Annotated in this window: 11 protein-coding genes; 2 read left to right on the top strand and 9 right to left on the bottom strand. The window is 43.8% G+C overall.

From position 1 onward, the window contains the following. Positions 1-52: 52 nt before the first annotated feature. From aguB to ACTXGF_RS18635, 4 genes are all read right to left on the bottom strand, one after another. On the bottom strand, positions 53-922 hold the full coding sequence (gene aguB, locus ACTXGF_RS18620) for an N-carbamoylputrescine amidase (protein ID WP_227676906.1): 870 nt from the start codon (positions 920-922) through the stop codon (positions 53-55). Positions 923-1,057: 135 nt separating this feature from the next. Further along, positions 1,058-2,551 (bottom strand): Na+/H+ antiporter NhaC family protein, encoded by a 1,494-nt coding sequence (locus tag ACTXGF_RS18625; RefSeq protein ID WP_443533739.1) that lies wholly within the window; start codon positions 2,549-2,551, stop codon positions 1,058-1,060. 198 nt (positions 2,552-2,749) lie between these two features. Next, positions 2,750-4,126, bottom strand: coding sequence for an NAD(P)/FAD-dependent oxidoreductase (locus ACTXGF_RS18630; protein ID WP_379544665.1), 1,377 nt, complete (start codon positions 4,124-4,126; stop codon positions 2,750-2,752). 1 nt (position 4,127) lies between these two features. Beyond that, entirely contained in the window at positions 4,128-5,471 is a 1,344-nt protein-coding gene (locus ACTXGF_RS18635; protein WP_298807278.1) for a glutamine synthetase family protein, read from the bottom strand. A gap of 466 nt (positions 5,472-5,937) precedes the next feature. Here ACTXGF_RS18635 and ACTXGF_RS18640 point away from each other — a divergent pair, with 466 nt between their 5' ends. Both ACTXGF_RS18640 and relB read left to right on the top strand, forming a co-directional pair. Next, the gene (locus tag ACTXGF_RS18640) at positions 5,938-6,678 is read left to right on the top strand and encodes a gamma-glutamyl-gamma-aminobutyrate hydrolase family protein (protein ID WP_394123717.1); all 741 of its coding nucleotides are present in this window, start codon (positions 5,938-5,940) and stop codon (positions 6,676-6,678) included. Then, on the top strand, positions 6,653-7,411 hold the full coding sequence (relB, locus tag ACTXGF_RS18645) for a type II toxin-antitoxin system RelB family anti-toxin (protein ID WP_443533736.1): 759 nt from the start codon (positions 6,653-6,655) through the stop codon (positions 7,409-7,411). The genes ACTXGF_RS18640 and relB overlap by 26 nt, the downstream gene beginning before the upstream one ends. Before the next feature lie 122 nt (positions 7,412-7,533). On the opposite strand, the gene ACTXGF_RS18650 is transcribed toward relB, so the two are convergent. From ACTXGF_RS18650 to ACTXGF_RS18670, 5 genes are all read right to left on the bottom strand, one after another. Further along, positions 7,534-8,865, bottom strand: coding sequence for a glycosyltransferase family 4 protein (locus ACTXGF_RS18650; RefSeq protein WP_443533734.1), 1,332 nt, complete (start codon positions 8,863-8,865; stop codon positions 7,534-7,536). Positions 8,866-9,015: 150 nt separating this feature from the next. After that, on the bottom strand, positions 9,016-9,888 hold the full coding sequence (locus tag ACTXGF_RS18655; protein ID WP_443533733.1) for a TIGR03915 family putative DNA repair protein: 873 nt from the start codon (positions 9,886-9,888) through the stop codon (positions 9,016-9,018). 75 nt (positions 9,889-9,963) lie between these two features. Beyond that, positions 9,964-11,232: a putative DNA modification/repair radical SAM protein gene (locus ACTXGF_RS18660; protein WP_057760729.1), complete on the bottom strand. Its 1,269-nt coding sequence runs from the start codon at positions 11,230-11,232 to the stop codon at positions 9,964-9,966. Positions 11,233-11,373: 141 nt separating this feature from the next. Continuing rightward, positions 11,374-11,871, bottom strand: a complete 498-nt coding sequence (locus ACTXGF_RS18665) for a hypothetical protein (RefSeq protein WP_443533731.1) — start codon at positions 11,869-11,871, stop codon at positions 11,374-11,376. A 290-nt stretch (positions 11,872-12,161) separates the two neighbouring features. After that, complete coding sequence (locus tag ACTXGF_RS18670; protein ID WP_443533729.1) at positions 12,162-13,055, bottom strand: hypothetical protein; 894 nt, start codon at positions 13,053-13,055, stop codon at positions 12,162-12,164. Positions 13,056-13,284 lie beyond the last annotated feature (229 nt).

Consider the following 13,284-nt stretch of genomic DNA (forward strand, 5'->3'; position numbering starts at 1 on the left):
ACACGAGCGACTATAAAAATAGTGAGAGTAAACTAAAGAGACGGAAATCAAATTAACCGTGAGTGAGCAGCGTGCCATACATCGATGGACGACGGTCACGGAACACACCCCATTGCTGACGATCGATAGCCAGTTGATCTAAGTCAAAGGTGGTACTAATCACTTCGCTAGTATTTGCTGAGGCTTCTTTTATGATGTCGCCGCGGCCGTCGGTAATGAATGAGCTACCATAGAACTGCATCGTGCTGTCATTGCCATTTTGGCTGATGGTTTCTGTGCCAATGCGATTGGCTGCAATGACTGGCATCAGGTTGGCGGCAGAATGGCCTTGCATACAGCGCTGCCAATGACCTTTTGAGTCGATACCGAGTGTCGGCTCATCACCAATGGCAGTGGGGTAAAACAGCAACTCGGCACCCATCAATGCCATACTGCGGGCGCATTCAGGGAACCATTGATCCCAGCAGATACCGACACCAATCTTAGCGTATTTGGTTTGCCAAACCTTAAATCCTGTATCACCAGGGGTAAAGTAAAACTTTTCGGCATAAGGAATACCATCTGGTATGTGCGTTTTGCGATAAGTGCCCAGTATCTCGCCATCGGCATCGATCACAGTGATGCTATTAAAGAAAGTATTGCCTGATTTCTCATAAAAACTAATCGGTAGTACCACTTCTAACTCTTTTGCCAGTTTTTTGAAGTGATTGATAGCTGCATTATCTTCGACTGAAGTCGCCAGTTTAAAATAATCAAAGTCATGAACTTGGCAGAAGTAGGGCGTCTCGAACAGTTCTTGAAGTAAGATAATATTGGCACCATCGTTGGCCGCTTTTTTGACCAAGTCAGTCGCGGTCGCAATGTTTTGCTGGATGTCCCAGCCGCATGTCATTTGCGTAGTCGCCACAGTAACGTTTCGCATGATCTCAATCCTTTTATTGATAGATAAGTAATACTATAGGTAAATGATGATTCGTATTTGCTAACGAACAATTTTTCATCATTCGTTAGTGTATAGCGACAATAGTTAAGTCCATATTGGTTAAGTTTTATCGGCTTAAGCCATCATATAGCCCAATCCTAAGAAGGTCACGACGGAGAGTCCTGCACCTAACATCGCATACGGGAACTGGGTAAAGGCATGCTGCATGGGTGAGCAGCCAGCACCTTGCGCGGCAAGTAATGATGAATCACTAAAGAAACACGCATGACTACCGAATGATGAGGCCGATAACAAGGCGCCAATCATAAGTGGTGTGCTCACGCCAAGGGCGAGCGATATTGGGAACACGATAGGCATCGCCAACACGTACAAACCCCAGCTTGATGAAGTGGCAAAGGTCAAGAATGCCATGACCGCAAAGATAACCGCAGGGAAGATAATAATGGTCATATAAGGCGTGATAGCTTCAATCACATACATGGTCATACCAAGCTCATCGTTGATTGCTTTTAAGAAAAAACCACCAATAACGGTTGAGAGGGGATAGAGCATGACTTTAAAGCCTTTAAAAATAGCTTCAACTTGTGTCTCAAAGCTCAAGATACCTTGCATCCAGTAGACAACGACAGTCACAAAACAGGTCAATAGTGCCCCGCGTAACAGGTCGATTTCAAAGTAAACGGTTGAGACAATCAATAGAATCATTGGAAAAGCAAAGTTAGCGATGTTGGCTTTGAATGACAGCTTACGCTTGGCTTTGACGTTTGAGATCAGTTGCTCTTCGACAAACGCTTCAGGAACAGGGTTGCCAGACTTGGCGCGTTTCTCTGCTTTTTTCATCGGTCCCCAATCGCCCAATATGCCATAAGCGACCAAGAATACAATAAGTAAGGCAAACCAAGCATAGGCCATATAAGGAATAGCGCTGATATAAAGTCCAATGCCTTCGCCATCTGCTGCTACGCCGTTTTCTTCTAGCAGACCTGCAAAGTAAACGGCCCAAGTCGAGATAGGCACGATAATACACATAGGGGCAGCGGTCGAATCGACGATATAGGCGAGCTTTTCACGAGAGACGTTATAGACGTCAGTGAGCTTTTTGACGGAAGTTGATACAGCTAAGCAGTTCAAGTAATCATCGATAAAAACCACAACGCCCAAAGCAAAAGTGGCCAACAATGACTGACGACGCGACTTGATAATTTTTTGTAGCCATTCACTAAAACCATCTAGGCAGCCACTAATTTCAAGGAGCTGAATTAACCCGCCCATTAGACCACAGACGAGGACAATCCAGATAATGGTCTCGTTGCCCAAGACCATCGACATATTGTCTGCAAAGGGGGAAACCAGATCAAAGGGGTTGAGCATCACAAGGCCAGCGACGCAGCCTGCGATCATAGACTCAAACGGTCGCCTAGAGACAATGGCGGTGACTAATACTAATAATGTGGGTAATAAAGATAAAGCACCCCAAGATTCATCTGGTCCACGGCTCATGGATAGCCAAGCAAAGGCCAGATAGATGACGACGGCTACTATTACGGTGAGAAAGACTCGCTTGTTATGATAGTGCCCTTCGACAGCATCATTGAGTTTCATGTTCATACTTACGCTCCCTGTAGAACCTCATTTTTTAAAACAAACTCTATTCGGTGGTTGATGCTCGACAGACAGTAGCGAATCAACTTTCTATCGAGCTTCCTATCACAGCAATCCATTACTGTGATAGGTCAAGGCAACAGTAGTTTTTATGATAAAAGCGTTGTCTATGTCGACCGCTTTTATGCACGGTTGGTCATATATTTACATGCCGGTGGTGTCTTTTAGTGCATACCACCACGAACCCATGACCGAGTAAGGAACTCGTAGAGCCCTGCCACCTGGGAATGGAATCCAAGGTATCTGTGCAAAGGTGTCAAACTCTTTGGTTTTGCCATTGATGGCATCAGCCAAGATTTGCCCGAACAGATGAGAGCCTGTTACGCCGTGTCCACTATAGCCGTGGGCGAAATATACGCGCTCATGTAGTTTGCCCATTTGCGGGACGCGAGAGAAGGACAGGGCAAAGTTACCACTCCACGCGTAGTCGATTTTTACATCGCGCAGCTCTGGGAAAATCTTATTCATATTGGGTCTGATTTTGGCGGTGATATCAGCAGGATCTTGACCGCCGTAAACCGTACCGCCGCCAAACAACATGCGTTTGTCTGCTGAGAGGCGATAGTAGTCAAGAATGTAGCGCACATCTTCGACACAGACGTCAGTAGGGAGTAGTTGATCGGCCAAATCACCCAATGGCTCGGTCGCGATAATCTGTGTCGATACTGGCATTACGCGATCAGTCAGCTTAGGAATGACTTTATTGAGATAAGCGTTACCGCATAGAACGGCTTGCTTACAAGTCACCGTACCAAACTCAGTAATGACTTTGATAGAGTCGTCAGCGTACTCAATATCTACGACTAAGGTGTTTTCATAAATCGTGCCGCCATTTTTTTCGATAGCTGCCGCTTCACCCAATGCAAGGTTCAATGGATGGAAGTGTCCACCTGAATGGTCGATGACACCGCCCACATAAGCATCTGACTTGATATGTTCTTGAATGCCATTTTTGTCTAGCATCTCTCGGTCGTGCATACCGTGGCTTTCCCACAGTGCATGCGTTTCTTGCAAATCTTTTAGCTGTCCGTTATTCAATGCTGCAAAGATGTTTTTTTCTTTCAAATCGCAGCTGATATCGTAGTCACTGACAAAGCGGCGAATGATTTTGCCACCGCGAGTCACGAGCTGCCCGACGAAGTCTGCGCTTTGCTGACCATAAGATTTTTTGATTTTTTGCAGGCTAGCATTTAGACCATTGACGATTTGACCGCCGTTACGACCTGATGCGCCCCACCCAATCTGTGCGCCTTCAAGCACGACGACCTCATGATCTGTTTCGATAAGGTGCAGGGCAGTTGATAGGCCGCTGTAACCGCCACCGACCACGCAGATTTCTACTTGAATATCGTTTTTAAGCGTTGGTCTGTCAGGCTTAGGGTTACGACTGGCTGCATAATAGCTATCAGGGTATTGACCCTTATCCGAGTAATGCGGGATATTGCGCGTGTTGTTAGAAGGTGGGTTTTGGTTCGTTGCCATATTGCTACTTTGATTGCTATTTGGGTTGCTATTTGACATATCAAACATCCTGTAAATAGGTGAGGTATTCAAGGTTGGTCACTTGCTGAGCAAAGCGTTTGGCCTCTTGCTTTTTGACCGCAATCAATAGCTCAATCATCTCGCTTGGAAATAGTGAGTCAACCACATCGCTGCTCTCAAATTGACGAATGGCTGAGAGCCAGTCCAACGGTAAGGTTTTTAGTTCTGCTGCATCATAAGTAATGCTATTAATCGGCTCAGGTGCTTCAAGCTTGTTTTCGATACCATACAGCATACCCGCCAATACTGCGCTACAAACTAGATAAGGGTTGGCATCTGCGCCAGATACACGGTGCTCGATACGGCGTGCTTTTGTGTCACCGCCGGGGATACGTACAGCTGCGGTGCGGTTTTCATAACCCCATGACACGTTGTTTGGGGCCAATGTACCGGGGGTAAAGCGGCGGTAAGAGTTGACATGCGGTGCAAACAATAAGGTGCAATCTGACATGGTCTTAAGCAGTCCAGCGACTGCATGACGCAACATATCTGAGCCTTCATCTGACCCATCATCGAATACGTTGTTGCCATCTTTATCTAATAAGCTGCAATGTACATGAAAACCATTGCCAGACTGTAGACCAAAAGGTTTTGCCATAAAGGTCGCGGTAAGCTTACGACGAGCTGCCACGGCTTTGACCACTTGTTTAAACAAAATCGCATCGTCAGCAGCTTTTAATGGATCATCGACGTGTAATAAATTGATCTCAAACTGACCACAACCATTTTCAGCCAGTGCCGCATCCACAGGGATATCGAGCTTTTCACACTGCGCGTAGACTTCGTCTAAAAATTCATCGAATTGTAATAGGTCATTGATACTTAAGATGGATGTTTTATTTAGTCTTAGACCGCTCTTGGGGCGGATAGGTGGCTTAGGTGTCTCTCCCTCGGTATAGTCAACCAAATAAAACTCTAGCTCCGTTGCCATCACTGGCGTCAGTCCCAGTGCTTTGAACTTTTTGCTAATGTGGTCCAAAACGTGGCGGGCATCACCGTAGTAAGGCTCATTGTCTTCGGTATATAGCCAAATCGGTAGTAGCGATGAAGGGGCGCTGGTATTGAGAAGCGGATAGGCAGCACGACCAGTTGGACGGGCAATGGCATCGATATCACCATTGCACTGCGAAGACTCGATGACATCAGCGCCCCATATATCGACACCTAAGATTGACAGAGGTAATCGGATTGCACCGTTTTCTGCTTTTTCCATTTGATCAAAAGGGATGCGCTTACCACGAAGTAAGCCATTGATATCTCCTGCGGCAACATAGACGTACTCTGTGCTGTTTGCAGATTTGACCATTCCATTGGTTGTCATCATGTCTGTTCTTCCTATGAATTTGTAGAATTACTGGGTTTGTTACTGCTACTACGTTTTGGCTGTGGTGTCTAAACTCTATGCTAGTGGCATTTATAACGAACACTTAATAAATAAGTATTTGATAAATGACGGGTTGAATATGAGGTATTTGTACTACTGCTAAATTTTTTATCAATGATATTAGTGACTTATAGGCTGTGCTCTTAGGCATTTTTATTCAGTCTAAAAGTTAAATTCTGTTGGTTATCATTGCTGCTGACTTTTAATATATGGATGAAAACTATAATTGTCAATTTTTATTTAAAATTATCTTAAAATAACTCAAATGCGGGTTTTTAGCACAAATACCGATATTAATGAAGTTTATAGTTTACATTTTACGAGGCGTTGTGTTAAATTTTAGCTAAATAAGGGATTAGACAACATAGACAGCCTAGGTCTAGTTGTTATAACGAGGGAAAATGATATGAAAAATTCCAGACCTATTATTGCTATTGTGTCTTGTCATAAGATGGTTGACGGACAGCCAGCACAGGCGGTATATCAAAAATACATCGATGCAGTAAACTTTTATGGTGGCAATCCTATATTGCTGCCAAATACAGCTGCCGATAGCGAAAACTTCGATGCCCTGCTCGAAATAGCAGATGGAATTTTATTGACTGGTAGTTATAGCAACGTCGCTCCAAATCGATATGGCGCGACGCATACCGAAGCCAAACAAGATCTAGGCCGTGATGAGCTGAGCTTCAAGTTATTGGCTTATGCAGACGAAAAAAACATTCCGCTGTTTGCAGTGTGTCGAGGTTTGCAAGAGATGAATGTTCATTTTGGTGGCACGCTATATCCTGACTGGCGTGATATTGATGGGTTTTATGAGCAGCATTTAGAAGACAATACCCAGCCGCTTGAAGTGCAGTATCAGCCCATACATGACGTCATCATTCAACCTCAAGGAAGGCTGGCAGCATTCGGTGAAAAGTGGCACGTCAACTCTTTGCACAAACAAGCCATCAATAAAGTAGGCGAGCGTTTATTCGTCGAAGCGTTAGCACCTGACGGTCTGGTGGAGGCTATCAGCTTGTTACAACATCCATTTATGATTGGTGTACAATGGCATCCTGAGTTAAATTATGCGCAAGATAGCTTGTCCAAATTTCTATTCACGGAATTTATTCACCATGCCAGAGAACCACAAACCGAGTAGCACAACTAAAAGTAAGGCAGAAACTGCTGTCACTGATAGTGATAACATTGAAAACGATGTTGATAGTGTCGATGACAAAGATGCAGCTGATGTTGATATTGATATTGAAATAGATGATATCGATGATGAGGAATTGAATGATTCTGAAACAGCGTCGACTTCTGAAGCAGATGAATCGTTGAAAGAAGACATTGGCAAAAAGATTAACCAGCTGCGTCTAGCAAAAGGTTACTCGCAACGTAAATTGGCAAAACTGTCAGGGTTGACGAACACGTCTATCAGCTCGATTGAGCGCAATAAGGTCAGTCCAGCGGTCAATACGTTAAAGGCGATTTTGACAGTGTTGGGCTCTGATCTGACCACGTTTTTTAGTGACGAGTGGAAAGAGCCAAAGGCTAGAGTAATCGTAACGCCAAAAGATCTATTAGAGCTCAATGAACCCAATAGCAAAGTGTCACTAAAGCAGGTCTATAACTGCAGTAGGACAAGGAACTTAGGGTTCTTGATCGAGACCTATCAGCCAAATAGCTCAACAGAAGAAAAGATCGCTCACGAAGGTGAGGAGATTGGTACGGTCATCGAGGGTAAGATTATTATTCGTATCGAAGACAGTACCTATTTACTAAATCAAGGTGATAGCTATGTGATTGATACCATTCAGCCGCATACTTTTATTAATCCTACCGATAGCATCACCCGTATCGTAAGCGCCCATACACCGACGACTTATTAAACCTAAGCTAAATTTCGTTAGGTTTGATATTGCACAGTGATGATTGAACAAAAAAGGCTACTTCCATTTTAGAAGTAGCCTTTTTTTGATTATAAAATTACCTATCGAATGAAACGCTTAGCTTATGGTTGTTGATTGTCTTCAGTGGTTTCTACCATATCTACATTATCTGCTGTCTTCGATTTTTCTTTGATTAGCTTTATTTTTGGATTTTTAGCAACAGGTTCGATATTTTTCACAGCGACATTTAGGGCAGGTTTAGACGCTTTTTTCAGACTGCGTTTGATGCGTCGAACTGCGATAGCATCTGCTTCTGCTTGTTCTTCGGCAAGCGCCGCATCATGTAAGCTTTGATATACTTCAAGCGTTTTTTCAATCATCTCACGCATGGTGAATTTGTTGGTCATTTCAGGACGCGTCACGCTCTCTAGCTGGTTTCTAACCGCTTTACAAAGCGCATTGGCATTGTACTTTTTTACCAATCCTTGTGGGTAGAGTGGTTGTAAAATCTCGCTAAAGGCAGCTTGATCCCAACCAATGACTGGCGTACCTAGGTGTATGGCTTGTAGGGCATTGATACCGATTGACTCGGGCTCATTGGCAAGTGCCATCACAATATTGGCCGCCGATAGCCATTCCCGCATATCATTACGCTTGCTACCCACATAGGTAATGCGCTCCGCCAGTCCCAAGCTGTTTGTGCGTTGGCGAAAATCTTCATGAGCGACATCGCCGTCTTTATAGTCTTCATCCATAATAATGACGTGAATATTGGGGAACTGCTCTTGCAGGTTACCCAAGATATCTATCAGCCACTCTTGCCCGTACTCATTACCGATGACGGTTGGGAATACGAGCCATTTTTTGTGCTCAAGCTCAGGGTATTCAGCAAAGGTATGACGTAACCAATAAACCGACGGGTTGTGACGATAAGGGTAGCGCCGAGTGTCGATACCGCGATAGATACGCGTGATGACTTTGGGATCTACATCTTCGATGCGCAGTCCTTTTTTTAAGTATTGAGTGACACTATCAGATACGGTGATTATCGTATCAACATTGAGTAGGGCTTGAGAGTACTTATTAATTGGATAAAAACCATACATGGTCGAGACCAGTTTGGGAAAACGCCTGACGCGTGCGCGGCGCAGTGCCAAATGCAATATCCATGCAGGAGTACGCGAATGTACATGAATGACATCGGGTTCGTACTTTTCTATCAAATGCCGTAGGGCAGAGACTTGCAATAATGATAGCCAAGACTTTTTATTCACATGTAGCTGATGGTATATATTGCCATCGCGTTTGAGACGTCTAACCAAGTCATTGTCTTCATCGGCACTCGAGACAATGATAGAGGTATGCTCATTTTTGACCAATGCTCGCCCAAGATGAAAAATGCCGCGCTCGGATTCATCATGCTTTAGAGACGACAGTAAGCGCATAACTTTCATAATAGCGTTGGTCACCGGTTAGTAATATCAATTTGCTATTGTCAGTTAAAAGCGATTAAAACTCAACCATCAAGATAAAAAGATGAGGTTAGATAGGTGGTTTTTAGACTATATAAGCGTAAGACGTGGATTAATAAACACCAAAAGCCGTTAGCGTCGTTTCTGTAAATGTTCAGCATTGGGCAGTACTTGTTTTTCACTCAAGTATTTCCAGTAGCGCTGCGGGAGATATTGCTTATGCAGCTTAGGGTTTTTGCGCTCTTTGATATTGACGTTGGTAAAGTAACCTTGCCAGAATTTTTGATAGCGCTGTTCATCAGGACTATGAATGCTAGTAGGGTTGCGTAGTACCGCATCATCGAGGTCGGTGATGGTTTGCAACTTTGCTGGACGTGATGGCGTGCTATTACTTTTATCATAATAGATGCCGTAGCCCCGAGTCAGATCATAGATCGCCCAGTGCTGATCTTGATAGCGCTGCCGAAAGTGCTCTCCGATTAATGGTAATACGTTAAAATCAGGCTCTACACGTGCAAAATAAATATCATCAGTCGTATGCTCAAAACGTACAAACGCCTCCATGCGATGTTTCTCACGGCCAACAGATTTGACTGTCTGCACCAGCTCAAGCACGTCCAAATTACCTAAATCTTGCATGATTTGACGATTGGGATAGTCGATGGCGTATTTGACCACGCGAAACAATGTCGTACCGATATCGTCTTTCTCTGATAAAAATCCCCATAAGATATTTCGCATGCCTGATCGACCTAATAAGGTATTTAATTTGACCAACACACGCTCGGCTTTATCCTCATCAGTTGCCACATTAGTCGCCTGAGCGATGAGTGATGGCACATAGCAATCTTGAGCGGTTAGCTTCAGTGACATATCGTTTTGTAGACGATTGGCATAAACATAAAACACAGCACTCAGCCAACCTTCAAAGCTAGGCTCATACAGTACAATGCTAGGCGTCAATTGACCGACAGCGTAAGAGTCATTTTGCATAAGTGCTGACATGTTTTATCCTACATTTCTATCATAAATACAATAGCGAGATAGCAGGTTTTTTAACACGTGCTATCTAGAGCCATTCTAAAATAAAGCCAACTGCCCAGTACGTTGATCGTTAAATTTGGTCTGTGTTTGAGCCAATACATACTGACGGAAATTATCGCGCGTTAGATGTGCAAGGTGTTCGTTTTTGCCAGTGGTCGCGATGAAGTATTTAGCACGGTTGACCGCAGCGCCCATCTTTTTTAGATGGTATAGCGTTAATTGATTGAACTTACGTGCTTTGACGATTTTTTTAGCAGTCTTTGTACCGATACCTGGGATACGCACAATCATCTCATAAGTCGCTGTCTGGATATTGACTGGGAAATGCTCGCGATGGCGTATCGCCCAAGCCAGTTTTGGATCGCAGTCTAAATCTAAAAACGGCGACTCTGGTTCCACAATCTCATGCGCACCAAAACCATAAAAACGCATTAACCAATCTGCCTGATACAGACGATTCTCCCGCACCATCGGCACAGGCGTTCCAATCGCAGGCAAACGATTGTCAGAGAGCATAGGTACATAACCTGAGTAATAGACCCGCTTGAGATCGTACGTTTTGTAGAAGTGACTCGATAGTTGAATCACTTGCAAGTCAGTCTCGTTACTCGCACCAACGATCATTTGGCTGGTCTGACCTGCTGGCGTGAACTTAGGCGCTTTCTTATGGGTTTTACGGCTCTCACGGATGGTGATAATCTCTTCTTTTACCGTTTCCATGGGTGCTTTTAATTGGTCATGTGATTTTTCTGGCGCAAGCAAAGCCAATCCTGATTTGGTTGGAATCTCGATATTGACGCTCAAACGATCAGCATATAATCCTGCTTCTAGCAGCAGTTCTTTTGACGCACCTGGGATGGTCTTTAGATGGATGTAACCATTAAAGCGTTCACGCGTACGCAAGAGCTTAGCGACTTCGACCAGTCGCTCCATCGTATAGTCACCACTTTTAAAAATGCCCGAGCTGAGGAATAGCCCTTCGATATAGTTACGGCGGTAAAACTGCATGGTTAAGTCGACAACTTCTTCGACACTAAACGCAGCACGCGGCGTGTCATTGCTCTTACGCGAGGTGCAATAAGCACAGTCGTAAATGCAGTGATTGGTCAAAAGAATCTTTAGCAGACTGACGCAGCGACCATCTTCGGTATAGCTGTGACAGATGCCTGTTGCTGAGGCATCACCTAGTCCGCCGCCTTGGTTTTTGCGAGTACCAGCGGAGGATGAGCAAGAGACATCATATTTGGCAGCATCGGCCAAGATATTGAGTTTGCCCTGTAATCTTTCATAATTGATGTTTGCCATAAGTTGCGTTTTACCAATTAATTGATGAAAGACTATTTTACCAAAATTATCGCTAAGTCATTGTATTTATAGGTGAAGTTAGAATGATATGCGACAACGGTTGTCGTCACAAAAATCTGGACTTTTGGATATGGTTTGAATTTACATAAAGATTTTTTCAGCTAATAATCCAACCACCAATCCGCTAACAATACCTGCAATACCGAGTAGTAGGAGAGGAATGGCTAGTATCGTGAATATCTGTGCTTGGCTTTTTTGAATCTCAATAGAGTAGTGGTTTGAATCAATATTGGCCAACGGTATGGCGCCTCCTATCATTGCTTGAAATCTTGAGGTACTTGAACCTGGTCCTAGCTTTAATTCGTAGTGACCCGCTTCCGCCTTAAAAGTAAAAAGCTCCATTCTTCCAGTATCAAAATTGTTTGAGCGCGGAGACAGTATCGAGCGGTTAATCTTGATTTCTTTGTTAGTAGCGGTATTGAGAATATGTGGTTTAAAATAGGTCAGCGGCGTTTTTTTGAACAGAGGGCCTTTGTGCCAGATTGCATAAACGCCTGGTTTTGAGACAGTGAAACTACCTGCATTATCGTTATATGGTAGCGTCAATAATATGATGCCATTGAATGCATTGCTAAACAATTTTATCGCTTTAAATACAATAAATATGCCAATAAGAACAAGGATGAATAGAAGTATTCTAATGGACAGGATGCTCATTATTCATCTTCCTTAGTGATATAGAGCTTAATAATAACGTGGTATAGCCGATACAAGTATAAGGCTCATTTTTCAGATGAATAAACGTTTATTTATATCACAATAAGTTGGCTATTTTCCAAAAAAAAGGTCTTGTGGACTATATAGCTAGTCCACAAGACCTTTTACATATTTCGATAGCTGTCAAATAATAATGCGCGACAGTTTAATGTTTATTGAACCTTGGCACGTATGACGACAGTCTTGGCCGCATTGGCATCAAAGTTCACCAAGTTCCATTTCAGACCAGAGTAGTTTTCTTGGACAACCACCGTATTGCCAACCTGCTGAATGGTCTGATAGCTGTCTCCGCCAGTGGTAGCAAGCGTCGGCAGAGGACTATTCAACGAAACTAACTGGACGCCACTTGGTAATGAGATCATTGCGTTGATGTCATTGACAGGCTGTGCTGTGGTGTTGGTATAAGTAGTGTGATACTCAATCACATCGCCTGGGGCAATATGATTGGCAGGAACGGCAACTTCACGTCCATCAGCATTTTTTAGAATTTTCATGACTTTGGTGTTGGCATTGACCACGCCAGGCGTACTAAAGGTAGGGGTCAGTTGCAACGTATCCAAAGTTGTCGTCGTTGTCGTTACTTGATTGGTCACTGGCTGCTGCATAATCACTGGCGGGGTGACATTGGTTGCGACAGGTAGTACTTGCGTCACGCTGCTAGCAGGCGTGGTAATCACATCTACTTTAGTGACTTTATTGGTAATAGAGTTAGTCACTGGTACGCTAGTAACGGTCGTCATACCTTGGACAATAGGAGACTGACGCACGACATAGCGTGGCACAGTGGTCACCTGAGTTACCGCGTACGGCATGCCGTCTTGCATGGTGATACCGTTTGGCGTCGCCGTAATAGTAGCAGTTTTGCCATCAGAGTATTGCTCGACCACAGTGGTGCTACCGCTCGCAGATGAGCTAATAGCGATCTCAGGGGCAGCATTGGCCGATGATGCGGCCAACATGATACCTGCTAGTAATGCAGACAGAGTTGCATTTTTTGCCATAGTTGTTTTAGTAGTTAACGCTTGAAAACCATCGTTCATAATCATAAAAGACTCCTCAAAAATAATAGTAAGTAATACAACAATAGATAATGCCTAGATAAACAAAACCCCCGCTAAATGACACCGAAAAATATGCCAAATAACGAGGGTAGTAGTGCTGATATTAGCCTATGTTTGCGATCAGACCATCATTATTTTTAGTAAAAGCGCCGCAATACTAACTTGTATAAAAGCTATTCAATCTTAACTATTTCTTATTGAATAAACTGAATAC

It is taken from the genome of Psychrobacter sp. 1Y6, from assembly GCF_052258385.2.
GTDB lineage: Bacteria > Pseudomonadota > Gammaproteobacteria > Pseudomonadales > Moraxellaceae > Psychrobacter.

Coding starts and splice junctions, on each gene's coding strand:
- ACTXGF_RS18655 (WP_443533733.1), bottom strand. CDS start 9,888: ATGTCAGCACTTATGCAAAATGACTCTTACGCTGTCGGTCAATTGACG.
- ACTXGF_RS18650 (WP_443533734.1), bottom strand. CDS start 8,865: ATGAAAGTTATGCGCTTACTGTCGTCTCTAAAGCATGATGAATCCGAG.
- ACTXGF_RS18670 (WP_443533729.1), bottom strand. CDS start 13,055: ATGATTATGAACGATGGTTTTCAAGCGTTAACTACTAAAACAACTATG.
- ACTXGF_RS18640 (WP_394123717.1), top strand. CDS start 5,938: ATGAAAAATTCCAGACCTATTATTGCTATTGTGTCTTGTCATAAGATG.
- aguB (WP_227676906.1), bottom strand. CDS start 922: ATGCGAAACGTTACTGTGGCGACTACGCAAATGACATGCGGCTGGGAC.
- relB (WP_443533736.1), top strand. CDS start 6,653: ATGCCAGAGAACCACAAACCGAGTAGCACAACTAAAAGTAAGGCAGAA.
- ACTXGF_RS18625 (WP_443533739.1), bottom strand. CDS start 2,551: ATGAACATGAAACTCAATGATGCTGTCGAAGGGCACTATCATAACAAG.
- ACTXGF_RS18660 (WP_057760729.1), bottom strand. CDS start 11,232: ATGGCAAACATCAATTATGAAAGATTACAGGGCAAACTCAATATCTTG.
- ACTXGF_RS18630 (WP_379544665.1), bottom strand. CDS start 4,126: ATGTCAAATAGCAACCCAAATAGCAATCAAAGTAGCAATATGGCAACG.
- ACTXGF_RS18635 (WP_298807278.1), bottom strand. CDS start 5,471: ATGATGACAACCAATGGAATGGTCAAATCTGCAAACAGCACAGAGTAC.